This window comes from Sanguibacter sp. 25GB23B1 (assembly GCF_040012415.1).
In the GTDB taxonomy this organism is placed as follows: domain Bacteria; phylum Actinomycetota; class Actinomycetes; order Actinomycetales; family Cellulomonadaceae; genus Sanguibacter.
In genome coordinates this window covers 1-24,638 of record NZ_JBDYKL010000037.1, presented here as the reverse complement: position 1 = coordinate 24,638, position 24,638 = coordinate 1, and the positions used below count along the sequence as shown (strand labels likewise).

At 70.4% G+C, this 24,638-nt stretch carries 22 protein-coding genes; 15 read left to right on the top strand and 7 right to left on the bottom strand.

Features of this window, described 5'->3' with window-relative positions:
* The first annotated feature begins 11 nt into the window (after positions 1-11).
* On the top strand, positions 12-437 hold the full coding sequence (locus ABKW26_RS17035) for a GNAT family N-acetyltransferase (protein ID WP_348595193.1): 426 nt from the start codon (positions 12-14) through the stop codon (positions 435-437).
* On the opposite strand, the gene ligA is transcribed toward ABKW26_RS17035, so the two are convergent.
* Positions 397-2,553: an NAD-dependent DNA ligase LigA gene (ligA, locus tag ABKW26_RS17030; RefSeq protein WP_348595192.1), complete on the bottom strand. Its 2,157-nt coding sequence runs from the start codon at positions 2,551-2,553 to the stop codon at positions 397-399. The genes ABKW26_RS17035 and ligA overlap by 41 nt on opposite strands.
* A gap of 210 nt (positions 2,554-2,763) precedes the next feature.
* On the opposite strand from ligA, the gene ABKW26_RS17025 reads away from it, so the two are divergent.
* Positions 2,764-3,987 (top strand): globin domain-containing protein, encoded by a 1,224-nt coding sequence (locus ABKW26_RS17025; protein WP_348595190.1) that lies wholly within the window; start codon positions 2,764-2,766, stop codon positions 3,985-3,987.
* A 34-nt stretch (positions 3,988-4,021) separates the two neighbouring features.
* Here ABKW26_RS17025 and ABKW26_RS17020 read toward each other — a convergent pair whose 3' ends face one another.
* Positions 4,022-5,668: an FAD-dependent oxidoreductase gene (locus ABKW26_RS17020; RefSeq protein WP_348595189.1), complete on the bottom strand. Its 1,647-nt coding sequence runs from the start codon at positions 5,666-5,668 to the stop codon at positions 4,022-4,024.
* Positions 5,669-5,802: 134 nt separating this feature from the next.
* On the opposite strand from ABKW26_RS17020, the gene ABKW26_RS17015 reads away from it, so the two are divergent.
* Entirely contained in the window at positions 5,803-6,384 is a 582-nt protein-coding gene (locus tag ABKW26_RS17015) for a TetR family transcriptional regulator (protein WP_348595187.1), read from the top strand.
* A 57-nt stretch (positions 6,385-6,441) separates the two neighbouring features.
* Here ABKW26_RS17015 and ABKW26_RS17010 read toward each other — a convergent pair whose 3' ends face one another.
* Together ABKW26_RS17010 and ABKW26_RS17005 are read right to left on the bottom strand one after the other, a co-directional pair.
* Positions 6,442-6,975, bottom strand: a complete 534-nt coding sequence (locus ABKW26_RS17010; protein ID WP_348595186.1) for a hypothetical protein — start codon at positions 6,973-6,975, stop codon at positions 6,442-6,444.
* Positions 6,972-7,370 (bottom strand): hypothetical protein, encoded by a 399-nt coding sequence (locus ABKW26_RS17005; protein WP_348595184.1) that lies wholly within the window; start codon positions 7,368-7,370, stop codon positions 6,972-6,974. Before ABKW26_RS17005 ends, ABKW26_RS17010 begins: the two co-directional genes overlap by 4 nt.
* Before the next feature lie 152 nt (positions 7,371-7,522).
* Between ABKW26_RS17005 and ABKW26_RS17000 the strand changes: the two genes are divergently transcribed.
* The 7 genes from ABKW26_RS17000 (at position 7,523) to ABKW26_RS16970 (ending at position 16,091) form a co-directional block, all read left to right on the top strand.
* Positions 7,523-8,083: a hypothetical protein gene (locus ABKW26_RS17000; RefSeq protein ID WP_348595183.1), complete on the top strand. Its 561-nt coding sequence runs from the start codon at positions 7,523-7,525 to the stop codon at positions 8,081-8,083.
* A 47-nt stretch (positions 8,084-8,130) separates the two neighbouring features.
* Entirely contained in the window at positions 8,131-9,210 is a 1,080-nt protein-coding gene (locus tag ABKW26_RS16995) for an amidoligase family protein (protein WP_348595181.1), read from the top strand.
* Complete coding sequence (locus ABKW26_RS16990) at positions 9,207-9,845, top strand: SigE family RNA polymerase sigma factor (RefSeq protein WP_348595180.1); 639 nt, start codon at positions 9,207-9,209, stop codon at positions 9,843-9,845. The genes ABKW26_RS16995 and ABKW26_RS16990 overlap by 4 nt, the downstream gene beginning before the upstream one ends.
* Entirely contained in the window at positions 9,842-10,762 is a 921-nt protein-coding gene (locus ABKW26_RS16985) for a hypothetical protein (RefSeq protein WP_348595179.1), read from the top strand. Before ABKW26_RS16990 ends, ABKW26_RS16985 begins: the two co-directional genes overlap by 4 nt.
* 260 nt (positions 10,763-11,022) lie before the next feature.
* Positions 11,023-12,498: an endo-1,4-beta-xylanase gene (locus tag ABKW26_RS16980; protein ID WP_348595227.1), complete on the top strand. Its 1,476-nt coding sequence runs from the start codon at positions 11,023-11,025 to the stop codon at positions 12,496-12,498.
* Positions 12,499-12,574: 76 nt separating this feature from the next.
* Positions 12,575-14,095, top strand: coding sequence for a non-reducing end alpha-L-arabinofuranosidase family hydrolase (locus ABKW26_RS16975; RefSeq protein ID WP_348595177.1), 1,521 nt, complete (start codon positions 12,575-12,577; stop codon positions 14,093-14,095).
* 355 nt (positions 14,096-14,450) lie between these two features.
* A complete protein-coding gene (locus ABKW26_RS16970; RefSeq protein ID WP_348595175.1) occupies positions 14,451-16,091 on the top strand; it encodes a methyl-accepting chemotaxis protein in 1,641 nt (546 codons plus the stop codon).
* On the opposite strand, the gene ABKW26_RS16965 is transcribed toward ABKW26_RS16970, so the two are convergent.
* On the bottom strand, positions 16,081-16,971 hold the full coding sequence (locus ABKW26_RS16965; RefSeq protein ID WP_348595174.1) for a helix-turn-helix transcriptional regulator: 891 nt from the start codon (positions 16,969-16,971) through the stop codon (positions 16,081-16,083). The two genes, ABKW26_RS16970 and ABKW26_RS16965, sit on opposite strands and share 11 nt — an antisense overlap.
* A 132-nt stretch (positions 16,972-17,103) precedes the next feature.
* Here ABKW26_RS16965 and ABKW26_RS16960 point away from each other — a divergent pair, with 132 nt between their 5' ends.
* Genes ABKW26_RS16960 through ABKW26_RS16950 form a run of 3 tightly spaced genes read left to right on the top strand, consistent with a single transcriptional unit; the run spans position 17,104 to position 20,020 of the window.
* Positions 17,104-18,372: an MFS transporter gene (locus tag ABKW26_RS16960; RefSeq protein WP_348595172.1), complete on the top strand. Its 1,269-nt coding sequence runs from the start codon at positions 17,104-17,106 to the stop codon at positions 18,370-18,372.
* A 35-nt stretch (positions 18,373-18,407) separates the two neighbouring features.
* The gene (locus ABKW26_RS16955; protein ID WP_348595170.1) at positions 18,408-18,926 is read left to right on the top strand and encodes a cyclophilin-like fold protein; all 519 of its coding nucleotides are present in this window, start codon (positions 18,408-18,410) and stop codon (positions 18,924-18,926) included.
* 53 nt (positions 18,927-18,979) lie between these two features.
* Complete coding sequence (locus tag ABKW26_RS16950; protein WP_348595168.1) at positions 18,980-20,020, top strand: alcohol dehydrogenase catalytic domain-containing protein; 1,041 nt, start codon at positions 18,980-18,982, stop codon at positions 20,018-20,020.
* Positions 20,021-20,117: 97 nt separating this feature from the next.
* On the opposite strand, the gene ABKW26_RS16945 is transcribed toward ABKW26_RS16950, so the two are convergent.
* The gene (locus tag ABKW26_RS16945; protein WP_348595166.1) at positions 20,118-21,173 is read right to left on the bottom strand and encodes an SDR family oxidoreductase; all 1,056 of its coding nucleotides are present in this window, start codon (positions 21,171-21,173) and stop codon (positions 20,118-20,120) included.
* Positions 21,174-21,346: 173 nt separating this feature from the next.
* Here ABKW26_RS16945 and ABKW26_RS16940 point away from each other — a divergent pair, with 173 nt between their 5' ends.
* Positions 21,347-22,201: a helix-turn-helix transcriptional regulator gene (locus tag ABKW26_RS16940; protein WP_348595165.1), complete on the top strand. Its 855-nt coding sequence runs from the start codon at positions 21,347-21,349 to the stop codon at positions 22,199-22,201.
* Here ABKW26_RS16940 and ABKW26_RS16935 read toward each other — a convergent pair.
* Positions 22,198-22,665 (bottom strand): DUF6578 domain-containing protein, encoded by a 468-nt coding sequence (locus tag ABKW26_RS16935; RefSeq protein WP_348595164.1) that lies wholly within the window; start codon positions 22,663-22,665, stop codon positions 22,198-22,200. The two genes, ABKW26_RS16940 and ABKW26_RS16935, sit on opposite strands and share 4 nt — an antisense overlap.
* 271 nt (positions 22,666-22,936) lie before the next feature.
* On the opposite strand from ABKW26_RS16935, the gene ABKW26_RS16930 reads away from it, so the two are divergent.
* Positions 22,937-24,583 (top strand): phosphatase PAP2 family protein, encoded by a 1,647-nt coding sequence (locus ABKW26_RS16930; RefSeq protein ID WP_348595162.1) that lies wholly within the window; start codon positions 22,937-22,939, stop codon positions 24,581-24,583.
* The last annotated feature ends 55 nt before the right edge of the window (positions 24,584-24,638 follow it).

Below are 24,638 nucleotides of genomic sequence, written 5' to 3'. Positions count from 1 at the left end.
AGGATCGTGGGATGACCGCGCTGCCCGAGGGCTTTGAGATCTCCGCCGACCCGTCACGCATCGATGCGGCGCTCGTGCACCGGTGGCTGTCGGAGGACGCGTACTGGGCGATGGGCCGGTCGCGCGAGAAGCAGGACGCCGCGATGGCCGGATCGCTGAGCTTCGGGGTCTACGACGCGGCAGGCACGCAGGTGGGGTATGCCCGTGTCGTCACGGACCGCGCGACGTTCGCGTGGTTGTGCGACGTGTACATCGCCCGCGAGGCCCGCGGCAACGGGCTGGGCACGGCCCTCGCCGCCGCGGTCCGCGACCACCTGCAACCGTTCGGCGTCCGTCGCATCCTCCTCGCCACGGGCGACGCGCACGCCGTCTACGAGCGGGTCGGTTTCGAGCCGATCACGACTCCGGAGAAGTGGATGGTCCTGGGCTCGGAGTGACGCCCTCCTCCGTGACATCGCCATCGGTGGTGTCCTCCTCTGCGACGTCCGCCTCCACGGCGTCCGCGGTCGGCGTGCCCGCGAGGATCGCGAGGAACTCGTCCGGTGTGACGATGCGGATGCCGAGGTCAGTGGCCTTCCTGTACTTCGACGAGGTCGACGGCTCGGAGACGAGCAGGGTCGTCGTGGTGGACACGGAGCTCGAGGCAGTACCGCCGTTCGCCTCGATGACCTCGGCGACCTCGCCGCGCGTCAGGCCGGGGACCGACCCGGAGACGACCACGCGCATCCCGGAGAGCGGCAGCGCGTCTGCCTCGTCGCCGGGCTCGGGCTCGGTGCCCATGTTCACGCCCGCTGCTGCGAGGGCGTCGAGCACGCCGGCGTCCTCGAGCTCGCGGAGGCCGGCGTGCATGATCTCGGCCTTGATGGGGCCGATCCCGCCGACGTCGGCGAGGGCGTCGACGCTGGCGGCGCGCAGCCGGTCCATGGTCGGGAAGGCGGCGGCGAGGCGTCGGCCCATGGTGCGGCCGGTGGCGCGGATGCCGAGGGCGGTGATGACGCGGTTCCACGGTGTGCTGCGGGCGCGGTCGATCTCGGCGAAGATCTTGCCGGCGTTCGCAGCGCCGAGGGCGCGGCCGCCGAGGTCGAGGGCCTCGAGGTCGGCGAGCTCGAGCGTGAAGAGGTCGGCGACCGTGGAGACGTGGCCGCGCTCGACGAGCGCGGTGGCGATCTCGGTGCCGATGCCCTCGATGTCGAAGCAGTCGCGCGACGCGGCGTAGACGATCTTGCCGAGGACGGAGAGCTCGGGCGACGTCGAGCGCCACAGGAGCGTGGACTTGTCCCACGGGTTGCCCACCGGGTCGGTCTCGGGCGGCGCCCACGGCTCGGAGCCGGCGGGCCGGGCGTCGAGGTCGACGTCGGCGATGTACGGGATGACGTCCCCGGCGCGGCGGACGGTGACCGTGTCACCGACGCGGACGTCGCGCTCGAGCATCCAGCCGACGTTGTGCCCGCTCGCGTAGGTGATGGTGGTCCCGCCGACGAAGACGGGCTCGACCTCGACCCGGACGGCGAGACGACCGGTGCGGCCGACGGCCGTGGTGATCGCGCGGACCGTCGTCGTCGCGTTCTCGGCCTCGTACTTGTAGGCGATCGCCCACTTCGGGGCGCGAGAGCCGTAGCCGGCGGCCCGGCGGTCGTCGTCGTCGACGGCCTTGACGATCGCTCCGTCGATCGGGAAGCCGAGGGTCGCGCGACCCTCGCCGAGGAGCTGGACACGCGCGAGGACCTCGTCGACGTCCGTGGTGGGCTCGGGGCTCAGCGTCGCGACGAGCTGGTGGACCGTGCGCAGGCCGTGACTCTCGACGAGGGCCATCCGTTCGGTGTGCGTGGTCGTGCCGACGGTCGGGTCTGCCGGGTCGGGCAGCACCTCGTACGCGGCGAAGGTGGGGATCCCCGCGAAGTCCGGGTCGCCCTTGCGGAGGATGCCGGCGGCAGCGTTGCGCGGGTTGACGAACGCGGTCGCCTTCGCGGAGGACGCGAGGCGCAGCTCGTTGGCGCGCTCGAAGTCGACCTCGGTGACGAAGACCTCGCCGCGCACCTCGAGCACCCCGGCGGAGGCGCCGGCGAGCTGCTCCGGGAGTCCGGTCACCTCGAGACGCCGGATGCGGTCGGTGATGTCCTCCCCCGAGCGGCCGTCTCCCCGGGTCGCGGCGACGGCGAGCGCCCCGTCGCGGTACGTGACCGTCAGCGCGAGGCCGTCCAGCTTGGGCTCGACGACGACCGGCCCACCGAGACCGGCGACGAACTCCCCCACCGCCTCGAGACCGACGACCTTCTCCATCGACCCCATGAGGGACGTGTGCGTGACGTCGCCGCCCGCCGACTGACCGGCAGCGACGGCACCGAGGAGGTCGTCGTAACGCTCCGCGAGCTCCGGGTCCTCCGTCGCGGCGATCCGCAGCTGCTCGATCCCGTCGTCGTACTCGGCGTCGGACATCGTCTGGGCGTCCGAGTCGTAGTACGCCCCGGCCGCCGCGCGCAGAGCCGCCGCGAGGTCGTCGAGGCTCGTCGCGTCGGGCACGCTCGCGGGCATCTCGAGGTCGTTCATCGTCATCCGATCGTCCTGGGGCGCTACCGTCCGCCACCGCAGCCGTCATTGTCCAGCAGACCGCCGACACCAGCGACACCGCTGGCCCGCCGGCTGTTCCACGTGAAACACCGCGAGGATCGACGCACCGCCCTCGTCCGGCCCCGACGAGGCCCGCTGTTATGGTGGCAAAACCGGCCGCCAGGGGGCGACCGGGTCTCCGATGGAGGAGCACAGATGCTCTCTGACCGTTCGCGACCTGTCATCGAAGCGACGTTGCAGGTGGTCGCGCAGCACATCCCGCAGATTGCGCAGCGCTTCTACGAGCACATGTTCGCGGCTCGTCCGGAGCTGCTCGACGGCACGTTCAACCGTGGCAACCAGGCGCAGGGCACGCAGCAGGTGGCGCTGGCCGGCTCCGTCGCCGCATTCGCGTCCGCGCTCGTGAAGACGCCCGAGCAGCTGCCCGAGCACCTGCTCTCGCGCGTCGCGCACAAGCACGCGTCGCTCGGCATCCGGCCGGAGCAGTACACGGTCGTGCACGAGCACCTCTTCTGGGCGATCGTCGACGTGCTCGGCGACGCCGTCACTCCCGAGGTGGCCGCCGCGTGGGACGAGGTCTACTGGCTCATGGCGTACGCGCTCATCAACCAGGAGCGTGGCCTCTACAGCGCGCGCGGGGTGCGCCCGGAGACGGTGTGGCGCCAGTGGCAGGTCGAGCAGAAGGTCGTCGAGACCGACGACGTCACGACCTTCGTCGTCAAGCGCGTCGACGACCGGCTCGTGCGGACGTCCCTGCCGGGCCAGTACGTCACCGTCAGGGTCCCGATGCCGGACGGTGTCCACCAGCCGCGCCAGTACAGCCTCACCCGGGCCGACGACGGTGAGCGCCGCCAGTTCTCGGTCAAGCGCGTCCGTGGCGGGATCCACCCGGACGGCGAGGTGTCGACGTTCCTCTGCACGTCGACCGAGGTCGGGGACGTCCTGACGATGTCGTTGCCCTTCGGCGACGTGGTCCTGGACGACTCGCGCCCGCTCGTCTTCGCGAGCGCGGGCATCGGCATCACGCCGATGGCCGGGATGCTCTCCCACCTCGTCCAGGCGGGCTCGCACCTCCCTGTCCGGGTGCTGCACGCCGACCTCGACGAGAGCTCGTTCGCTCTCCGGCGCCAGGTGCTCGACGACGTCCGCGCGCTGCCCAACGCCTCCGTCCACGCCTGGTACGAGCGCGGCGCGGAGTCCACGGTCCCGCTCGACGGCGTCTTCGAGGGGCTCATGGACGTCGAGAAGGTCGACCTGCCGGACGGCGCCGGCTACTACCTCTGCGGCCCGCTGCCCTTCATGCAGGCGGTCCGCAGCGACCTCATCGAGCTGGGCGTGCCGCCGCAGGACATCCAGTACGAGGTCTTCGGACCCGACCTCTGGCAGGCCGACCTGCTCACCGAGGCCTCGCCGGGCTGAGGCCGAGCCCCGAGCCCGCCGGCCGGTCGGGTGGTCAGGCGGCCTGCCGTGCCATGTGCCGCGCCCCGCGGACGCCGAACACGACCGCCGGTCCGATGGTCGAGCCGGGGCCGGGGTACGTCCGCCCCATGACGGAAGCGGAGTTGTTGCCGGCCGAGTAGAGGCCCTCGATGACGGTGCCGTCCTCGCGCAGCGCGCGAGCGTCGGCGTCGGTGACGACGCCACCCTTGGTGCCGAGATCCCCGATGACCACCTTGAACGCGGTGAACGGGCCCTTCTCGAGCGGCCCGAGGCAGGCGTTGGGATGCACGGTCGGGTCGCCGTAGTAGCGGTCGTAGGCGGAGTTGCCGCGGCCGAAGTCGCCGTCGACCCCGGCGCGCGCGAAGCCGTTGAAGCGCTGGATGGTCGTCTTGAGCCGGGCGGGGTCCATGTCGAGCTTCGTCGCGAGCTCGGCGAGCGTGTCCGCCTTGACGAGGATCCCGGCCTCCTTCATCGCCTTGTTGTTCCTCGGGTCCATCGCGAAGGTGCGCAGGTAGCGGCGGGCGTGGCGCACGTCGCCGACCATCCAGTACGGGCCGTCCTTGTCGTGCTCGAGCATGTGGTGACCGAGGTCGACGTAGGACTCCGACTCGTTGGCGAAGCGGTCGCCCTGGGCGTCGAGCATGATCGAGTAGGGCAGGGACCGCTCGCCGACGATGAAGGCGGGGTCGTGGCCGGGCGCCGCGGCGATCGACCCGCCCCACCATGCGTCGTCCATGAGCTCGAGCGCCGCGCCGTTCTCCTGCGCGATCTCGATGGGCCGCCCGAGGTTGCCCGGGGCGCCTGATGGTGCGCCGTCGATCCCGTGGTGCTTCTGGCGGAGGTCGGTGTTGTGGTCGAAACCGCCGCCGGCGAGCATGACGCCACGCGTCGCGCCGACGGTGACGGGCTTCCCGTCGCGCAGCGTCCGCACACCGACCACGCGTCCGTCCTCGACGACGAGGTCGTCGAGCGGTGCGTTCAGCCAGAGGTCCGAGCCGAGCTGCTGGACGGCGACGTCGAGGAACGCGGCGGCGAAGCCGGCCCCGATGCCGCCGAGCTTCTTGCCGGTGACCACGCCGCCGAGCGCCCGGAAGACGAGCTGTGCGCCGCGCACGAACCCGCCGGGCGTGGACCAGGCGCGGCCGAGGAGCCAGACGTCGTCGGTCTTCACCGGGAGGGCTGCGGGCGCCTGGCAGGTCGTCCACCATGCACCGATCTTCTTGAGGTCGAAGGGCTTCACCTCGAGGCTGCGGCCGATCTTCCCGCCCGGGAGCTCCGGGTAGTAGTCGGGGTAGTCGGCCGCGCGGGCGAACACGACGCCGTACTTCTCTGCAGTGGTGACGACGTCGGCGACGCCGTCGACGAACGCCTCCTTGCGGGCCCGGGAGGTGGCCCGGCCCTCGTCGCCGACCGTGGCTTCGAGGTAGGTGAGCGCCTCCTCGCGGGAGTCGCCGGCGCGGTCGCGCTGCATGAGGGGGTTGTCGGGCATCCACATGCCACCCCCGGACATGGCCGTGTTGCCGCCCCACTTCCCGGTGCTCTCGAGGAGGAGGACCCGGAGGCCCTCGTCCGCGGCGCCCATGGCCGTGGCCAGGCCGGCAGCGCCGGTCCCGACGACGACCACGTCGTAGGTGTGGTCCCAGGACGTCGATCCGGTCATGTGGTGCTCCTTCTCTTCCCGGACGTCGGTGTCCAGGGGGTGTGGGCGCTGCCGGACGGGACCGACAGCCTTTACGTCACTCTATGACGTAAGTGGCTCGGCGACCAGGGCCCTGTGCGACTAAGGTCTCGTGCATGACCGACGACGCGACCGCCAGGGCACCTCGCGGCCGACCGCTCGTCGTCACCGCCGAGGAGATCGAGGCCGTCGCCCTCCGGCTCTGGGCCGAGCGTGGCTTCCACGAGGTCTCCGTCGCGGACATCGCCGCCGAGGTGGGCGTCACGTCGCGCACGATCTTCCGCCGGTACCCCACGAAGGCCGACATCGTGTGGGGGCCGCTCAACGGCGCCTTCGAGATCCTCGCCGCCGCGCTCGAGCGCACCTCGCCCGACGCGCCGCTCATCGAGCGCGCCCGCACCGCCCTCGTCGGCATGATCCGCGACGGCGAGGTCGACCCGACCGCCCACCACCGCATCCGCATCGTCGGACGGACGCCCGAGCTGCAGAGCAGCACGTCGACCCCCTTCCAGCTGTGGCGCGAGAGCCTCTACGACTTCGCCCTCGCGCAACCCGGTGTCGATCGCCTCCGCGCCCACGTGTTCGCCTGGTCCGTGCAGAGCACGGCGCTCGCCGGACTCATCTGGTGGGTGGACGAGGACCCGGAGACCGCACCCTGGCAAGCCGTCGACGACGCGTTCGCGCGCCTCGTGGACTGAGCCCGCCCCTCCGGCGCGTGTCACCGGTGGCTCGGGGACGAGAGGTCCGTCCCGCGGTCAGGGGATGTCGAGCGGGTCGACGAGCAGCCCCACCCGCTCGTCGAGGTACGCCGCGACGTCCCGCGCAGCAGCGTCACCGAGGGCGGCGTTCCAGCGGACCGCGAGCGTGCCGTCGGGCCTGACGAAGACCGGGCCGTCGCCGGACCGCAGAGCCTCGACGTCGAGGCGGATCACGTGCCAGCCGTGGTTGACCGTCTCCCCCGGCGCGAACTTCCCGCGCAGCGCGGCAGCGCGCAGGTCCCGGCGGTCCTCGGCGGACTGCGACTGGTAGTTGCGGACGCCCGCCTCACGGGCGCGGACGAGCGCACCGGTCGCGTAGAGCGTGCCGTCCCGCCCGAGCATGAGCGCACCGAGCCGCCACGCCTGCCCGACGCGGCGGAGCACAGCCTCTCGTCGGACCAGGAGGACCCGGCGGGGCTCGACGAGCTCGGCGAGCGCCTCCTCCCGGGCGCCCGCCGCGTCGAGGCGTTCGACCGAGCGCGCGAGCACCGCACGGAGCTCGGCGACGGCGTGCTCGTCGGCGCTGCTCAACCGACGAGGTCCTCGACCGGTGCGACGGCGACGACCCGCCGGGCGATCTCAGCGACGTCGGGGTCGAGGGTGACGAACGCGTCGGCCTGCAACCGGGTGAGCGCCAGGTACTCGGCGGTCAGCGTGTCGGGAAGGTCGAGCTCGTCGGCGATCTGCCACGCGACGCGCTGCAGCACACGGTCACCGAGCAGCCGCAGGCGCAGCCCGCGCACGCCGTCCATCCGGCGCTGGGCGTCCGCGGACGTGAGCTCGCCGCGCCGCACGGCGCAGTAGAGGAGCGAGAGCGCCTGGGAGCGGACGAGCGCCGGCGCGAGGAGCTGCTGCCCCGGCGGGACGCGGTGCTCCACCGCGACGAGGTGCAGCGCGACGTCGGGGCCGATGACGTACCGGGGCATGGTGTTCTCCCTCGCTCGAGAGCCTGGTCCGGCGAGTCTAGGAGCCGCCCGCCGGGCACGTCGAAGAACTGCTCCGCTTCCCGGCTCCACACCTGGGCGTCGAGCCGCGTTCTAAGAGGGCAAGCACATCCGCTCACCTCCTGGAGGACCTGATGAACCCCACCACCCGCTCCACCGCACCCGGCTCGCGCCGCCGCCGCATCATGACGGCTGGAGTCGTCGCCGCCGGGCTCTCGATCGCCGGCGCCGGTGCGGCGATCGCCGGTGACGACTCCACCACGGAGGCCGACGCCATCCCCGAGGCCGATCAGTCCACGATGCCCGAGGGCTTCACGGCCGAGCAGTACGAGGCGTTCTGGCAGATGGGCTACAGCTACGACGACGTCCTCGAGCTCAACGCGCTGTGGGACACCGAGGACACGGAGACGAAGGCTCGTGCAGGCCAGATGATCCTCGACGGCCTGACGGTACCGGTCGCTCCGAGCGGACCGGACGAGGCCGAGGCACCGCTCGACCCGGCCGACCCCGCCGCCATCGCCACCGGCAACCAGCTCGAGGCCTTCTGGGCCGCGGGCTACACGGGTGAGGACGCCGAGGCCCTCAGCGCTCTCTGGGAGACCGACTTCCTCGAGACCAAGACGCTCGCCGGCCAGATGATCCTCGACGGCGAGGCCCTCCCGGTCGCGCCGACCGGTACCCCCGCCGCCTCCTGACCGTGGCGCCCGGTACCATCGACGACCTGACGCACGAGGAGACGACCGTGGACGCACTGTCCCTGCGCACCGGATTCGAGATCGAGCTGCTCGCGCCCGCCGGCTCCGACCGGCAGGTGCTGGCCGACGCTGTCGCGAGCCGGCACGACGGGACCGTCCGCCGCTCGTTCCACATGGACAGCGAGCCGTCGACGGTGCCGGGCGTCGGGGTCTTCCGGCACCTGTCCCCCGCCTTCGACGTGACCGACGCGACCGGTCACCCGGTTGCGCGACTCGTCGACGACATCACCATCGAGTCGGACCTCGCCGCGAGCGCAGGGCCGCCTGGTCACCGCGGCTGGTACCGGGTCCTCTGCGACGACACGCGGCTGCTCCGCCTCATCGAGCGGCACGCCGACGCGGGTGCGCCCATGCAGTCGGTGCTCGAACCGGTGGCGGCGCTCTTCGGCGTGGAGGTCGAGAAGTTCCCGGCCGCGGTCCGCGTCAACGACGCGACCGGCACGACCGTGGCGGTGGCGATGCCTCTGCCGAAGGGGCGCGAGCGCCCGTGCGAGATCATCACACCACCGCTCGTCAGCGAGCACGCGACGTCGCTCGAGGCGTTGCTCGTGCCGGCACGGGAGCTGGGTTTCACAGTCCCGCAGGAGGCGGCTGTGCACCTGCACGTCGACGGTGCTCCATTCCGGGACCCCGCAGCGTTCGCGAACCTCGTCCGGCTCTTCGCGCACTGGCGCGGGGTGCTCTGGGCGGCCCTCGGCACGAACTCGGCGTGCCGTCGTCTCGCACCGCTCCCGGCGGCGCTCGTCGAGCTCGTCGAGCAGCCGTGGGAGGACGCGGACGGCCGCACGGGCTGGACGCGGCTGCAGGAGTCCGCTCGATCGGTAGGTCTGACGAAGTACGCCGACGTCAACCTCGTCCAGCTCGTCACGCCCCGCCCGGTGCGTGACACGGTGGAGGTGCGGATCCTGCCGGGTGAACTCGACGGGTTCGAGATCGTCCGGCGTGCCGCCGTCGTCGAGCGGCTGCTCCTGCGGTGTCTCGATCCCCTCCCTCTCCCCCGGCCAGCTAGCGACGCGGGGCTCGACCCGCTCACGGCACTCGACAACCTCGTGGCGGTGCACCGATGAGTACGTGGGTCGACTCCGTGAGCCCGGACAGCGCCGCTGTCTCGATACCCCGGATCGGGCTCGCCCCGGACCGTCCGGGAGTGGGGTCCGCGCTGCGGAGCGCGGAGGACGAGGTGGTGCCGCAGGGGGGCGCGACCCGACTGCTCGACGACGTGGTCCGGGCGCACCTGCCCGGCCTGCTCCGCTACGCGACGGTGCTGACCGGCGACGGCCACACGGCAGCGGACCTCGTCCAGGAGGTCCTCCTGCGTGCACACGAGCGGTGGACGCGGATCGCCCTCATGGGGCGGCCGGACCTCTACCTGCGTCGCATGGTGACCAACGAGCACCTCTCCTGGCGGCGACGGTGGCACGTGCGCACCATCCACCCGGTGACGGACGAGGTCCTCGCGGTCCACACCGACCCGGGGCTCGACCACGCCCAGCACGTCGTCGAGGACGACGCGATGTGGCGTCTCCTGGACGGCCTGCCCCCGCGACAACGCACCGTCCTCGTCCTGCGCTACTACGAGGGCCTTGCCGACGCGGAGATCGCGACGGTCCTCGGCACCTCGGGCGCCACGGTCCGTTCCCACGCGTCCCGCGCGCTGGCCACCCTGCGACACCTCGACACCACCACACCGGAGAAGCGATGAACAAGAACCTGCGAGCCTCGGAAGACCAGCTGACCGAGCGCATCGCTCGCGCGTTCGCCTCGCGCGAGTCAGCGGAGCCGGACGCGATGTTCGTCGCGTCCCGGATCGAGGCACAGCTGGCGGCGCGAGCGCCACAGACCTCGCCCGGCAAGAGCTTTGCCCGTCACGGCGGGCGGATCTTCGCCGCAGGCGTCGTGACGTCCGCGTTGGCAGTCGCCGGCGCTGGGGCCGCGGCGGCCGCCAACCCCTACTCGGACCTGGCGCGCGGTGTCGAGAACCTCGCGCAGGCGGTCGGCGTGGACTGGTCGGCGATGCCCGAGGGGTACACGCGGGAGCAGTACGACGCCTTCTGGGGCGCCAACCACACGGTCGACGACGTCCTGCGCCTCAGCGCGCTGTGGCACAGCGACGCCACGGCGACGAAGGCCCGTGCGGGTCAGATGATCCTCGACGGCCAGCCCTTGCCGACCGCAACGAGCACGGACCCGGTCACGCCTGCGCCTGCGCCTGCGCCCGTCACGCCTGTACCGGTCACGCCAGCGCCGGACCTCGTGTACACGCAGGAGCACTTCGAGGCACTCGAGGCCGCGGGGTACTCCTTCTACGACGAGATGATGCTGAGCGAGCTCTGGGCCGTCGAGCTGGACCAGGCCAAGGCGCGCGCCGGCCAGATGCTCCTCGACGGCGAGGTGCTGCCCATCCTGCCAGGAGCCGGTGACGTGCTGGCGGAGCCGGGCGAGCTCGCCTATGGCGCGTACTGGGACGCGGGCTACTCGCAGGAGGACGCCGAGGCGCTCGCTGCGCTGTGGAACTCCGACGTCTACGTGACCAAGGTGCGAGCAGGCCAGATGCTCCTCGACGGGCTGCCGCTGCCGTTCGCCCCTGGCGGAGCGGAAGGCTACGTCGGCCAAGGGTGAGGGACGGACGGCGGTGCACTGTGGCACTGCCGTCGACGACTCGATCCGTACCCGCACGCATGCTCGTGCGCCAGCGTCAACATTCGTGAGAAACGTTTCACATAGGGACGAACTGCTTCCCTCATGAGCTTCACCATGCCAATGTGAACGCAAACATCAGCGGTTTCGTCGAGACTTCGCGGTGCGCCGACCGGCCCGGAAGCTCGGAGAACCTGCGCGCCGTCGACGGCGACGACGCTGATCTCACGAGAGAGGTACGCATGCAGACGACACCACGAGGCGTCCGGCACGGACTGCTCGCCGCCCTGCTGACCATCACGACCGCGGCCACCGGGCTCGCGGTATCGGCGCCTGCACAGGCTGCTGAGGACAACCTCGGAGACGCCGCGGCCCAGAGCGGGCGCTACTACGGCACCGCGATCGCCGCGAACAAGCTCAGCGACTCGGCCTACACGAGCATCGCGAACCGTGAGTTCTCGATGATCACGGCCGAGAACGAGATGAAGATGGACGCCACGGAGCCCAACCAGGGCCAGTTCACGTACACGCGCGGCGACCAGATCGTGAGCTGGGCCCTGGCCAACGGCAAGCAGGTCCGCGGCCACGCCCTCGCCTGGCACTCCCAGCAGCCCGGCTGGATGCAGAACATGTCCGGGACGGCGTTGCGCAACGCCATGCTCAACCACATCACCCAGGTCGCCACCCACTACAAGGGCAAGATCCACTCCTGGGACGTCGTCAACGAGGCCTTCGCCGACGGCAACGGCGGCGGACGGCGTGACTCCAACCTCCAACGCACCGGCAACGACTGGATCGAGGCCGCCTTCCGCGCCGCCCGCGCCGCCGACCCCGGCGCCAAGCTCTGCTACAACGACTACAACACCGACGGCATCAACGCGAAGTCGACGGGCGTCTACAACATGGTCAAGGACTTCAAGGCCCGCGGAGTCCCCATCGACTGCGTCGGTTTCCAGAGCCACCTGGGCACGGGAATGCCGGCCGACTACCAGGCCAACCTCCAGCGCTTCGCCGACCTCGGTGTCGACGTCCAGATCACCGAGCTCGACATCGAGCAGGGCAGCAACCAGGCCAACGCCTACCGCCAGGTCACGCAGGCGTGCCTCGCCGTCACCCGCTGCACCGGCATCACGGTCTGGGGCGTGCGGGACAACGACTCCTGGCGTACCGGTGCCAACCCGCTGCTCTTCGACGCGGCCGGCGCCAAGAAGGCCGCCTACACCTCGACGCTCAACGCGCTGAACGCGGTGAGCACCCCGCCCACCACGCCGCCGTCGAACGGTGCGATCGACGTCAACGCGTCGTACGTCCTGGTCAACCGCGGCAGCGGCAAAGCCCTCGACGTCTACAACCTCTCGACCGCCGACGGCGCACGCATCACGCAGTGGACCCGCAACGACGGCGCCCAGCAGCAGTGGCAGTTCGTCGACTCCGGGAACGGGTACTACCGGCTCAAGTCCCGGCTCTCGGGGAAGGTCCTCGACGTCTACAACTTCTCGACCGCCGACAGCGCATCGGTCGTCCAGTACACCGACCGCAACCAGACCAACCAGCAGTTCAAGGTGACGTCCTCCGGCGGGTACCTGACGATCATCAACCGGAACTCGGGCAAGGCGCTCGAGGTCCAGGGCGCCTCCACCGCCGACGGCGGCAACATCGTCCAGTACACGAGCTGGGGCGGGGCCAACCAGCAGTGGCAGCTCGTCCGCGTCGGCTGACCAGACGCATCCCGGTCCCGGCCGGCCCGTGTGCCGGCCGGGACCTCGCCACACCGATGACTCGAAGGAGAGCACGATGAGACGAGCAGGTCAGCGCGGGACGACGAGCCCCGCGCAGAGCATCCGGCGCCGGTGGGCGTCCGCACTGGTCGCGGTCGCGACCGCAGTGTCAGCAGGCGTCCTGGCCGTGGCCGCCGCACCGGCGGCCTCTGCCGCCACGATCGACGTCAACGCGTCGTACGTCCTGGTCAACCGCGGCAGCGGCAAGGCCCTCGACGTCTACAACCTCTCGACCGCCGACGGCGCACGCATCACCCAGTGGACCCGCAACGACGGCGCCCAGCAGCAGTGGCAGTTCGTCGACTCCGGGAACGGCTACTACCGGATCAAGTCCAAGCTCTCGGGGAAGGTCCTCGACGTCTACAACTTCTCGACCGCCGACAGCGCGTCGATCGTCCAGTACACCGACCGCAACCAGACGAACCAGCAGTTCCGGCTCCAGGACGTGGCCGGCGGGTACGTCACGCTGCTCAACCGCAACTCGGGCAAGGCCCTCGAGGTCCAAGGCGCGTCCACCGCCGACGGCGGCAACATCGTCCAGTACTCCAGCTGGGGCGGGGCCAACCAGCAGTGGCAGCTCGTCCGCGTCGGCGCCGTGACGACGCCCGACCCGCCGCCCACCGGCGGCACCTGCACCCTTCCGTCGTCCTATCGCTGGACGTCGTCCGGCTCGCTCGCCGAGCCGCGATCGGGATGGGCGTCGCTCAAGGACTTCACGGTCGCCCCGTACGACGGCAAGCAGCTCGTCTACGCCACGACGCACGACAACGGCTCGTCGTGGGGGTCGATGAACTTCAGCCCGTTCACGAACTACTCCGAGATGGCCTCGGCGACGCAGAACTCGATGCCGTTCACCGCTGTCGCACCGTCGCTGTTCTACTTCGCCCCGAAGAACATCTGGGTCATGGCGTACCAGTGGGGTGGGCCGTCCTTCTCCTACCGGACCTCGACCAACCCGTCCGACGTGAACAGCTGGTCGGCACCTCAGACGCTGTTCACCGGCACCATCACCGGGTCTTCGACCGGCCCGATCGACCAGGCGCTCATCGCTGACGGCTCGACCATGTACCTGTTCTTCGCCGGGGACAACGGCAAGATCTACCGCACGAGCATGCCGCTGGGGAACTTCCCGGGGAACTTCGGCTCGTCCTCGACCGTCGTCATGAGCGACACGACGAACAACCTCTTCGAGGCCGTCCAGGTGTACAAGGTCCAGGGCCAGAACCAGTACCTCATGATCGTCGAAGCCATCGGCGCACAGGGCCGCTACTTCCGCTCGTTCACGGCCACGAGCCTGGGCGGCACCTGGACCCCGCAGGCCGCCACCGAGGGCAACCCCTTCGCCGGCAAGGCCAACAGCGGCGCCACCTGGACCAACGACATCAGCCACGGTGAGCTGCTCCGCACGTCCGCGGACCAGACCATGACCGTCGACCCGTGCAACCTCCGGCTGCTCTACCAGGGCCGCTCCCCGAGCTCGGGCGGCGACTACGGCCGGCTCCCCTACCGACCGGGACTGCTCACGCTGGTGCGCTGAACCTGACCGGCTGACCCCTCGAGGACGGACGTCGTCCTCGACCACGTGCCCCTCGCCCCTCCCGGGGCGGGGGGCACGTCCTGGTGCGCCAGGCCTGCTCACCTGGGCCCAAGGTCCCGCCCCCGTGGCCGATCGTCCGAATTGTCAGGGATGAGAGTGCGCACAGCGAGCGCGAGCGAGCGAAGACCCCTCATCCGCCCTGGTGACAGGTCGATCTTCCCGGTCGAAGTGCCGCAACCGGTCCGACGAGCGTCGACGCAGGCTGCGGCCAGAACCACGACCGCCTCACGCCCGCGAGACCGCCGCGACGTGACCCACGCGCGACAACGACGCGTGATCGACGACAGGATCTGCCATGAGCTCGACAACGCCCTTCTCAGCAGCCGGCGAGGGCAGGTCGCGCGCCCGGGGCCTCAGCCTGCGCGACTGGTCGATCCGTACGAAGATCCTGTCGGTCGTCACCCTTCTGGGTCTGGTCGCCGCGGGCGCAGGCGCCCTCGCGGTGGGCTCGATGAGGTCGATCGCCGACACGACGGCGCAGCTCGCTGCGAGCCAGAGCGGACCGGTCTTCCTCCGGAGCCAGATCCACATCAAGCAGATGGCCGCCCGGATGACGATCGCGAACCTCGCGGCCGTCCACTCTGAGGAGGGCAAGGCCGAGTGGCTCAAGCGGCAGGCCGACAACGACGCGTCGCAGCAGGAGAAGTTCGACGAGTTCAACCTCACGGACGCGGCAACGCTGCCGAGCTGGACGGCGTTCCTCGAGGACTACGCCGCGTGGATCACCGTCCGCGACACCCAGCTCGTACCCGCAGCGCTCGAGAACGCGGGCACAGGCGAGTACGAGGCGCTGCTCCTCGATGTCAGCGTCCCGTTGACCTCGGCGTTCGCGGGTCACCTCGACGAGCTCGACGCCGCGCTCATCGCACAGTCCGACGAGCTCGCGGCGGAGGCCGCAGACAAGGCAGACACGTCGGTGAAGCTCCTGACGGTCTCGATCGTCGGCGCCCTCGTGGTCGTCCTGTCGCTCGCGTTCGTCATGGCGGGCTCGATGCGTCGGGGGGTCAACCGTGTGCGTGCCTCGCTCGCGGCGATGGCGCGCGGTGACCTGACGGTCCCGGCGGACGTGCCGGGCAACGACGAGATCGGGCAGATGGCGCAGGACCTCGCTGTCGCTCAGGAGTCGCTGCGCGCGACCATGGCGGGCGTCGTGGAGACCGCGGTGACGGTCGCGGCAGCAGCAGAGGAGCTGTCGGCGGCGAACTCTCAGGTGGCTTCGGGGTCGGACGACACCAGCGCCCAGGCGGATGTGGTCGCCTCGGCGGCGTCCGTGGTGAGCATGAACGTCCAGACGGTCGCGGCGGGCGCGGAGCAGATGGGCGCGTCGATCCGGGAGATCGCGCAGAACGCGAACCAGGCCGCGAAGGTCGCGAGCCAGGCGACGGGTGTGGCGGCGGCGACGAACGACACGATCGCGAAGCTGGGTGTGTCGTCGGCCGAGATCGGGAACGTCGTCAAGGCGATCACGTCCATCGCGGAGCAGACGAACCTGCTGGCGTTGAACGCGACGATCGAGGCGGCGCGTGCAGGTGAGGCCGGCAAGGGGTTCGCGGTCGTCGCCGGTGAGGTCAAGGAGCTCGCTCAGGAGACCGCGCGAGCGACCGACGACATCTCGCGGCGCGTCGCGACGATCCAGGTCGACACCGCGGGTGCTGTCGACGCGATCGCGGAGATCGCGGCGATCATCGCGTCCATCAACGACTACCAGCTGACGATCGCCTCGTCGGTCGAGGAGCAGACGGCGACGACCAACGAGATGTCCCGCTCGGTCGCCGAGGCCGCGACAGGGTCTGCCGAGATCGCCTCGAACATCACGGGCGTCGCGGCCTCGGCAGCGTCGACCTCCGAGGTGCTCGGCCAGGTCGGGCAGTCCATCGCCGAGCTCGCTCAGCTGTCCGCCGACCTGCGCTCCCGCGCCGCGCAGTTCACCTACTAGCATCCGCCGTCGCGTCAGCCGCTCTCACAGGGACACCCCAGGACGCGAGCAGGGCGAGGGCCTCCGCGGTTCGCGAGGCCGGTTCGGCGGCGTAGATGGTGAGTGTGAGTCCGGGTTCGGAGACCATGTCGAGGCTCTCGTAGGCGAGGTCGAGGTCACCGACCGCGGTGTGGTGGAACTGCTTCGTTCCGGCACCGTGCAGGCGGACGTCGTGGCTGCTCCAGCGTCGTCGGAAGTCGTCGCTGCGGGTGGACAGCTCACCGACGAGGTCGTGCATCGGCTTGTCGTGGGGGTCCCGACCGGCCTCGGTGCGCAGGATCGAGACGCACGTGTCGGCAGCGGTGTCCCAACGGGGATAGAACCGTCGAGAGTCGTCGTCGAGAAAGGTGTAGCGAGCGAAGTTCGGCACCTCGGTGCCGGCTCGTTCGTAGAGCGAGGAGTGCATCGCTCGCCCCAGCTGGTTGCTGGCAAGGAGGTCCATCCGCCCGTTGCGGACGATGGCCGGACCGTGGGTGATCGCATCCAGCGCCCACTGGAGGGTGGGCGTCGGGGTCCACGCACGCCTGGTGCGTCGCCGTGGGCGCAGGATCGCGCTGGTGCCGTCGGCGTCCTGGGCGAGGTGGAAGAGGTGAGCGCGCTCGGCTTCCTCCAGCTGCAGCGCCCGCGAGATCGCGTCCAGCACAGAGGTGCTCACGCCTGACAGGGCGCCGCGCTCGAGCTTGGAGTAGTACTCGATGCTGACCCCCGCCAGGGCGGCTACCTCGCCGCGGCGCAGGCCGGGCACGCGTCGCTGACCGACGTCCGGCATGCCGACGTCGCGAGGCGTCAGCTTCGCGCGGCGGCTGGTGAGGAAGTCGCGCACCTCGGCCTTGTTGTCCATGCAGCAAACGCTACGACGCCGGTCGCCGGCGTGGGGTGCCCTGGTGGTACACCTCCCGCCAGTGACTTCTCCACCGTCGGTCGGTCCGCTCAGATGGAGATCACACACGAGCGACTGGAAGGAGCTGCCGCTGTGGTCTCAGGATCCGCGCCGGGCCGTCTCGACAGCGTGAGCGCCGACCTCACGCCCCACGAGCGTGTCTCCGGCTCCCCGACCCGGGGCATCCCCGATGCCCCGTCGGACCAGGACGAGCGCCTGCCCGTGGCTGCTCTGCTGGTCATGGCGCTGATGGGCTTCCTCCTCATCGCCACCGAGACCATGCCAGCGGGCCTGCTTCCTCAGATCGCCACAGGGATGGGGATCAGCGAAGGCCTCGCGGGTCAGCTCGTGAGCGTCTACGCCCTGGGAACGGTCGTCGCGGCGATCCCCGCCGTCGCCATGACCCGAGGGATGCGGCGCAAGCCGGTCTTCCTCGTGGGCATCCTGGGGTTCCTCGCCGCGAACATCGTGACGGTGCTCGCCAGCGAGATCGCCGTGTCCCTGGCGGCACGCCTGGTCGCCGGTGCGTTCTCCGGTCTGCTCTGGGGCATGACCGCGGGGTATGCGCGGCGCATCACCGCACCCGAGCACACAGGCAGGGCGTTGGCGATCGCCTCGCTCGGCGTGCCGGTGGGCCTGGCCGTCGGGACGCCCTTCGGTTCATGGCTCGGAACGACGTTCGACTGGCGCTGGTCCTTCGCCACGCTGGCTCTCCTGACGGCCATCGCCGCCGCGCTCGCCGGCGCGCTCGTCCCCGACGCCCCTGGTCAGGCCGCGGATACCCAGGCCCCGCTGCTCCGCGTCCTGCGCCTGCCGGGCGTCGCCGTCATCCTCTCTGTGATCGTCGCGTGGATGCTCGCGCACAACACCGTGTACACGTACATCTCCGCCTACCTCGGCTCCGGGGGCCTCGACCTCTCTGTCGACGTCGCGCTGGTCGTCTTCGGCGTCGCGGCCCTGATCGGCATCGGCATCACCGGCGCCGTCATCGATCGCACGCTGCGGCCGCTCGTCCTGGCCAGCGTCTCCTTGTTCATCCTCGCTGGCGTCATCTTCATCGTGGGGAACGAGTCAGTCGTCGCGGTCCTCGTCGCGATCGTCGTCTGGGGTGTCGCGTTCGGTGGAGCGGCGGCCCAGCTGCAGACGGCCATGAGCATCGCCAGCGGCGAGAACGCCGACGTCGCGAACTCCATGCTCGGCGTGGCCTTCAACGTCGCCATCTTCGCTGCCGGCGTGCTCGGCGCCGTGGTCATCGGCAGCTTCGCCGGCAGCGTCCTCCCCGTCGTCATGGTCGGCCTCGCCCTGGTCGCGTTGACCGTCACGTTCCTCGGCCGTCACACGGCATTCCCCATGAAGCCCTGATCACCGCTCACCGCACCCCGGACAGGAAGAGACCGATGACCCGAACACCGATACGACTCGCCGCCCTCGGCGCGGGACTGACGCTCGTCGCCCTCCTGACGTCCTGCACCTCGTCCCCCGTACCGGACGCATCGCCCGCGACCGGGACGCCGACACCTACCCCCGCGGGACCCGCCCCGTCCCCCGCTCCGGTGTCCACCACCACACCGATCGTCATCGAGCTCGACGGCCACCAGACCACCGGGGAGCTCGACGCCAGCGCCACCTCGGCGTCGCTCGTCGCGCAGCTTCCTCTCACCTTGCCACTCCGCGACTTCGGTGGTCAGGAGAAGCTCGCGGAGCTTCCTGTGCCGCTGGACCTCGACGGCGCACCGGCCGGGAGCGCCGCACCGGCGCTCACCATCGGCTACTACGTCCCCGACCAGGCCCTCATCCTCTACTACGAGGACGTGGGCTACTTCTCGGGGATCGTCCCCCTCGGTACCTACGACGACGCCGCCGCCCTCGAGAACCGGGCCGACGAGCTCACCATCACGCTCCGCTCGGCGGAGTGACCGGTCACCACCCCTGCACGTCCTACCTGTTCCCCTCACCCCTGGAGAGAAGCATGAGAGCCACCTACATGTTCGGCGCGGGCGACGTCCGCATCGTCGACGCACCCGACCCGCAGCTGCAGGACCCCACAGATGCTGTGGTCCGCATCGTCAGGGCCTGCGTGTGCGGGTCCGACCTGCACCCCTATCACGGCATGCAGAAGAGCCCGAGCGGTGTGTCCATGGGGCACGAGTTCATCGGCGTCGTCGAGGAGATCGGTGCGGACGTCCGCACGCTCGCGACGGGCGACCTCGTCATCGCTCCGTTCGCCTTCTCCGACGGCACCTGCGAGTTCTGCACGGAGGGCCTGTACACCTCGTGCGTGCACGGCGGCTTCTGGGACATGCCCGGCATGGGCGGCGGCCAGGCCGAAGCCATCCGGGTCCCGTACGCCGACGGAACCCTCGTCAAGGTACCGGGTGTCGACGAGGCCTCGCCGCTCCTGCCGTCGCTGCTGACCCTGTCCGACGTCTACGGCACCGGGTGGCACGCGGCCGCACGGGCCGGCGTCACCACCGGTGACACCGTCGCCGTCATCGGTGACGGTGCGGTCGGCCTCATGGCCGTGCTCTCCGCGCAGCAGATGGGCGCCGAACGCATCATCCTCATGGGACGCCACACCGCCCGCACCGACCTCGGCATCGAGCTCGGCGCGACCGACGTGGTCGCCGAGCGCGGCGAGGAAGGGATCGCCACGGTTCGCGAGCTCACCGGCGGCCACGGGGTGCCGAAGGTCCTCGAGGCGGTCGGGCACATGCCCGCCTACGAGCAGGCGTACCGCATCGTGCGCCCTGGCGGAGTCATCAGCCGTGTCGGCGTGCCTCAGTACGAGGACGCCCCGGTCGGCTTCGGCAGCCTCTTCGGAGGCAACGTCACCCTGACCGGTGGCCCCGCTCCCGTCCGCGCCTACATCGAACAGCTGATGCCCGCGATCCTCGACGGTTCGGTCGACCCCGGCCGTGTCTTCGACCGGACGGTCGACCTCGACGGGGTGCCCGACGCCTACCGCGCCATGGACGACCGTGAAGCCCTCAAGGTCATGATCACCTTCTGATCCACCCAGCATCCGAGGGCTGTGCGACGGAACGGACACGTACGTGAGCGGCACGGTGCCCGGCGCGGTGCCAGTCACCGGGACGCCGCCGTCACCTTCAGGGGATGATCCGGCGTTGGCGCAGGTCGGCGATGAGGTCGGCGAACATCACGCGGGTCTCCACGTGCTCGGCGAAGCCGAACCTGCGGGCCTTGGAGCTGTCGGCGAGGAAGTCGTAGTCCCAGGAGAAGACCGCGTCGCCGAACTGCCAGGACGACACGTCAGCGAAAGGGGTGGGGAGCAGGTCGTGCTCAGCGACGATCTGCTCCCACGTCGTGGCCTTGTCCCCCATCACGTCGGTGAGGGACATCGGCAGTGGTGCACCGACCGGGATGTCCAACAGCTCGGCGAGCACGGGCCACATCGTGTTCCAGCGGAACAGGTCCCCGTTGGTGATGTTGAACGCCTGGCCTGCACATGCCGGTTCGGTCGCAGCCCAGACCGTGGCACGGGCCAGCAGGCCCGCGTCGGTGAGCTCCAGCAACGTGTCGTAGGCACCAGGCTTGCCCGGGAACCTCAGGGGCACGCCGAGAGCCTTGGACATCGCGGCGTAGACGGTGATGACGGCGAGCAGGTTCATCGGGTTGCCCAGCGCCGTCCCGCACACCACCGAGGGCCGCAGGGCCGACCATGACCAGGGCTGACCGGCGGAGCGGCCCTCGAGGTAGTGCTGCTGATCGAGGTTGAACTCCGGGGGTAGGTGGCCGGGATCGTCCTCGCGCGCGGGCGTCTGGAACGGGCCGAGATGGGCCCCGTACACCTTGTATCCCTGCATGAGGCTCACGTGCTCCAGGCCAGGGGCCGCTGCCGCGACCGCCTCGACGGTGTTGACGAGCATCGCGACGTTCGGCGCCACCAGCTCGCTCCACGTGGGGCGGTCCTGGAACGCGGCGAAGAACACGTGCGTCACCTCGGTCAGTGTCCCGAGGACGGTCGCCGAGGCATCCGCGTCGAGCAGGTCGACGGCCACGTGCCGGACCGTTCCGCTGTCCTGTCCGCCACGCCGGGAGACGCCGATGACGTCCCAGTCGGGAAGAGAGGCCAGGTGCTCCATCAGGGTGGTCCCGATGACTCCGTGCGCGCCCACGACCAGGGCAGTTCTGCGGATCGTCACGTGTGCTCCTCATGCTCGTCGATGGGTCCGTCGAAGGTGGGCCCGGAGTCTCCACCGTCGTGCGTCCACCGTGGGGGAACCAGCCCCTTGGTCAGGCCTGCCTGGTCGTGACTACCCCCATCAGGGTCACCTTGCGGTGCGGAGACGCTCGCGGGGCGGGAGACGATGGGGCAGTGGACAGCGACAGCGAGTTCGGAGCATTCCTGCGCGGCCGGCGTGCGCTGCTCGACCCGGAGGTGATCGGGGTGGTCTCGCACGGCCGCCGCCGGGTGCCGGGGCTGCGGCGCGAGGAGCTCGCGCACCTCGCTGGGGTCAGCCCCACCTACTACACACGCCTTGAACAGGGGCAGAGCACCGGGGCGTCCGACAGCGTCCTGGACGCCCTGAGCCGTGCGCTGCGACTGACGCCCGACGAGCGACGCCACCTGCACGACCTAGCACGCCCTGCCCGGACGCGACCAGTCTCACCGCGTCGGTGGGAGGCCGCCGGTGTCGCCACCCGCCAGCTCGTCGCGGCGGTGGACGCAGTCCCCATGCTCGTCCTGAACCGTCGCAACGACGTGCTGGTCTGGAACCCGCTCGCGCACGCCCTGCTCGCCGGCCACCTGCGTCGTGATGCCCCCGATCACCCCGACGACCGCCCGAACACACTGCGGATGCTCTTCCTCGATCCGCACACCCGCGAGCTGTACAGCGCATGGGCCGACGAGGCACGCCGTGCCGTCGCCGCGCTGCGACTGACCGCGGGCGAGCACGCCAACGACCCCGCACTCACCAACCTGATCGGTGACCTCGTGGTTCACAGCGACGAGTTCGCCGCCCTCTGGGCCGAGCACCCGGTCACGAGCTGCAGCGAGGGCACCAAGCACTACCGCCACCCCAGCGTGGGACAGCTCGAGCTCGCCTTCACCATGACCACGACGACGGACGGCAGCGGCCACCGCCTGCTGGCACTCACCGCCGAGCCGGACTCACCGTCTCAGCACGCGCTCCGGCTGCTCGCCGACACCTCGGCTGAGCACAGCTAGGGACGAACCGGCGCGCCGCCACGGCCGGGCGGCGTGGGTGTAGCGCTAGACATGAGAGTGCGGGCTGCAGGGATGGTGGAGCGCTCTTGCTCGACCTCGACCACATAGCCGTTGAAGGTCGCCCCGGACTCGAGCCTGTCGCTCCCGTCTGCACGAGGTACCTCTCGTAGGACGGCGGATCCCTTGACCGGGTAGAGCGCCGTGCTGTCGGCGCTGATCGGGGCGTACTCACTGAATGCTGCGTGAATCGCGATCACCGACCCGCGCTGCAGCGGGAGATCGTCGGGCGACTCGCTGTGCCGTTCCTCGGCATACGCGACGCGTTGCGCCATCTCGGGTCCCAGTGCGGCGCTGAGCCACTCGGAGTCGGGATCGTCCACGTGCCAGGCGACCACATCTCCCACGCTGAAGGGCTCTCCGCAGCACTGCATCTGCCAGCCATCCACCCAGATCAGAACCGCCATGGCGATGATTCTCGCAGGCATCGGCGACCCGGATCGCTTCCTCCGAGCTAGGAGTGCGACGCGTCGTCGCGTCGTCCGATCGCGGTGACCTCTCTCGCGGAGCCCAGGCCATTCGCGCCCGATAGGCGCGGTTCAGCGCCGCAACCGGTCGCCCGAGGTTCACATACCACACTGGCCGTCTCTAGTTCACCTGCCAGACACGGCAGCGTCGGCTTTGCCCCCTATGTCCGGTGAGCCCTGCTACCGCCCGTCTAGATCGAGGATTGCCCCAATGCCCTCCATGCACCGTTCCGCGTCGATGCTGGCCGTAGCGACAGGACTGGGGGTGCTCATCTCCGCCGGAGTGGCCGCACCCGCCAGCGCTGCCGACCCGTTCACCCCCGACGAGCTCAGCTACAACTACCCGTCGAACGCGGCGTACGACTACGTGCCGATCCTCGACGCGTTCTCCGCGCTGGTTACCGACCGGCCCGACATCATCGCGCTCAACGACAGCACCACCGTCGACATCAACGTCAACGCCACCCCGGAGCAGGTCGAGCGTGCCATCGTAGACCAGTACGCGGACATGTCCGTGTCGATGGCCGACGGCCTGGGCCAGAACCTCAGCGCGATCTACCAGGACGCCATGGCCGGCGGGGACCTGCCCAAGACCCAGTCCCTCCTCACGAAGAGCGGTGGCCTCGTCGGCTACTACTCGTCGTCCAACCCGTCGAAGAACTACTTCGACTACGACCGGCCGTACATCCGTTTCGCCGACAGCCTCGTCTACCGCGACAAGGAGGGCGGCGACGCCTGGGCGTCGACCAGCGGCGCGTACCCGAGCGGCCACACCTCGCAGGCGTACTGGCAGGGCACCACCCTGGCGACGCTGCTGCCCGAGCTCGCCCCCCAGATCCTGGCCCGTACGTCCGAAGCAGGCCACAACCGCATCGTGATGGGCGCGCACTACCCGCTCGACGTCATCGGCGGTCGCATGATGGGCCAGCACATCGTCGAACGCCGCTGGAGCGACCCCGAGTTCCGGGTGCTGTTCGAGGCGGCCTCCGCCGAGCTCCACACCGTGCTCGAGGAAGGCTGCGGCGACACCCTCGCCAACTGCATCGCCGCCGACGTTCCCTACCTCAGCGACGACGAGGCTCTCGCGGTGTACGCAGAGCGGATGTCGTACGACTTCCCGCAGATCGGCGAGGCCGGCCAGCCGGTCACCGTGCCTGCGAACGCCGAGTCCCTGCTCATCTCCAGCCACCCCGACCTCACCGACGCCCAGCGCCGGCAGGTCCTCGAGCTGACCGTCGCCGACTCCGGATACCCGCTCGACAAGGGGACCGAGGGCAGCTGGCAGCGCCTGAACCTGGCCGCCGCGATGGACGCCGAGGTCAGCATCAACGCCGACGGAAGCGTCTCGCTCATCGACGGCTCGACGCCCGAACCCGACGCGGACTCCCAGGAGCTGCAGGTGACGATCCCCCAGGCGACGCCGGGAGAGTTCGTGTGGAACATCGACGGCACCAACGGTCTGGTCGACATGGGCACGGCCATCAAGTCCGGGGACCACTACGCTGCCGTCGGCTCGCTCAACCCCATCCGCGTGACGGATACCCGACCTGGCGCCCCGGAGTGGTCGGTCTCCGCCCAGGTGAGCGACTTCGCGTCGGCCGATACGTCGTTCTCGGCCACGTTCCTGGGCTGGACCCCCAGCGTGGTGCTCAGCGGCGGCGACGCCGTGGCGGGCACCCAGGTCGACTCCGGGTTCCTCGGGGGCGAGGGCCTTTCGACCTCGGCCACCCTCGGCTACGCCTCGCTCGGCCACGCCCTCGGCTCGGCCACGCTCGGCGCGGGCCTGGATCTGAAGATCCCCGTCGACGTCAGCGACGGCACCTACACCGCCACGATCACGCTGACGGCACTGAGCTGACCGACCGTCCCTGCGAGTCCGGGGGGGGGGGGGGGGGGGGGGGGGGGGGGGGGGG

Bases quoted from the DNA above. Each gene is read 5' to 3' on its own strand.
- ABKW26_RS17035 (WP_348595193.1), top strand. From the start codon at position 12: ATGACCGCGCTGCCCGAGGGCTTTGAGATCTCCGCCGACCCGTCACGC.
- ligA (WP_348595192.1), bottom strand. From the start codon at position 2,553: ATGACGATGAACGACCTCGAGATGCCCGCGAGCGTGCCCGACGCGACG.
- ABKW26_RS17025 (WP_348595190.1), top strand. From the start codon at position 2,764: ATGCTCTCTGACCGTTCGCGACCTGTCATCGAAGCGACGTTGCAGGTG.
- ABKW26_RS17020 (WP_348595189.1), bottom strand. From the start codon at position 5,668: ATGACCGGATCGACGTCCTGGGACCACACCTACGACGTGGTCGTCGTC.
- ABKW26_RS17015 (WP_348595187.1), top strand. From the start codon at position 5,803: ATGACCGACGACGCGACCGCCAGGGCACCTCGCGGCCGACCGCTCGTC.
- ABKW26_RS17005 (WP_348595184.1), bottom strand. From the start codon at position 7,370: ATGCCCCGGTACGTCATCGGCCCCGACGTCGCGCTGCACCTCGTCGCG.
- ABKW26_RS17000 (WP_348595183.1), top strand. From the start codon at position 7,523: ATGAACCCCACCACCCGCTCCACCGCACCCGGCTCGCGCCGCCGCCGC.
- ABKW26_RS16990 (WP_348595180.1), top strand. From the start codon at position 9,207: ATGAGTACGTGGGTCGACTCCGTGAGCCCGGACAGCGCCGCTGTCTCG.
- ABKW26_RS16985 (WP_348595179.1), top strand. From the start codon at position 9,842: ATGAACAAGAACCTGCGAGCCTCGGAAGACCAGCTGACCGAGCGCATC.
- ABKW26_RS16980 (WP_348595227.1), top strand. From the start codon at position 11,023: ATGCAGACGACACCACGAGGCGTCCGGCACGGACTGCTCGCCGCCCTG.
- ABKW26_RS16975 (WP_348595177.1), top strand. From the start codon at position 12,575: ATGAGACGAGCAGGTCAGCGCGGGACGACGAGCCCCGCGCAGAGCATC.
- ABKW26_RS16970 (WP_348595175.1), top strand. From the start codon at position 14,451: ATGAGCTCGACAACGCCCTTCTCAGCAGCCGGCGAGGGCAGGTCGCGC.
- ABKW26_RS16965 (WP_348595174.1), bottom strand. From the start codon at position 16,971: ATGGACAACAAGGCCGAGGTGCGCGACTTCCTCACCAGCCGCCGCGCG.
- ABKW26_RS16955 (WP_348595170.1), top strand. From the start codon at position 18,408: ATGACCCGAACACCGATACGACTCGCCGCCCTCGGCGCGGGACTGACG.
- ABKW26_RS16950 (WP_348595168.1), top strand. From the start codon at position 18,980: ATGAGAGCCACCTACATGTTCGGCGCGGGCGACGTCCGCATCGTCGAC.
- ABKW26_RS16935 (WP_348595164.1), bottom strand. From the start codon at position 22,665: ATGGCGGTTCTGATCTGGGTGGATGGCTGGCAGATGCAGTGCTGCGGA.
- ABKW26_RS16930 (WP_348595162.1), top strand. From the start codon at position 22,937: ATGCCCTCCATGCACCGTTCCGCGTCGATGCTGGCCGTAGCGACAGGA.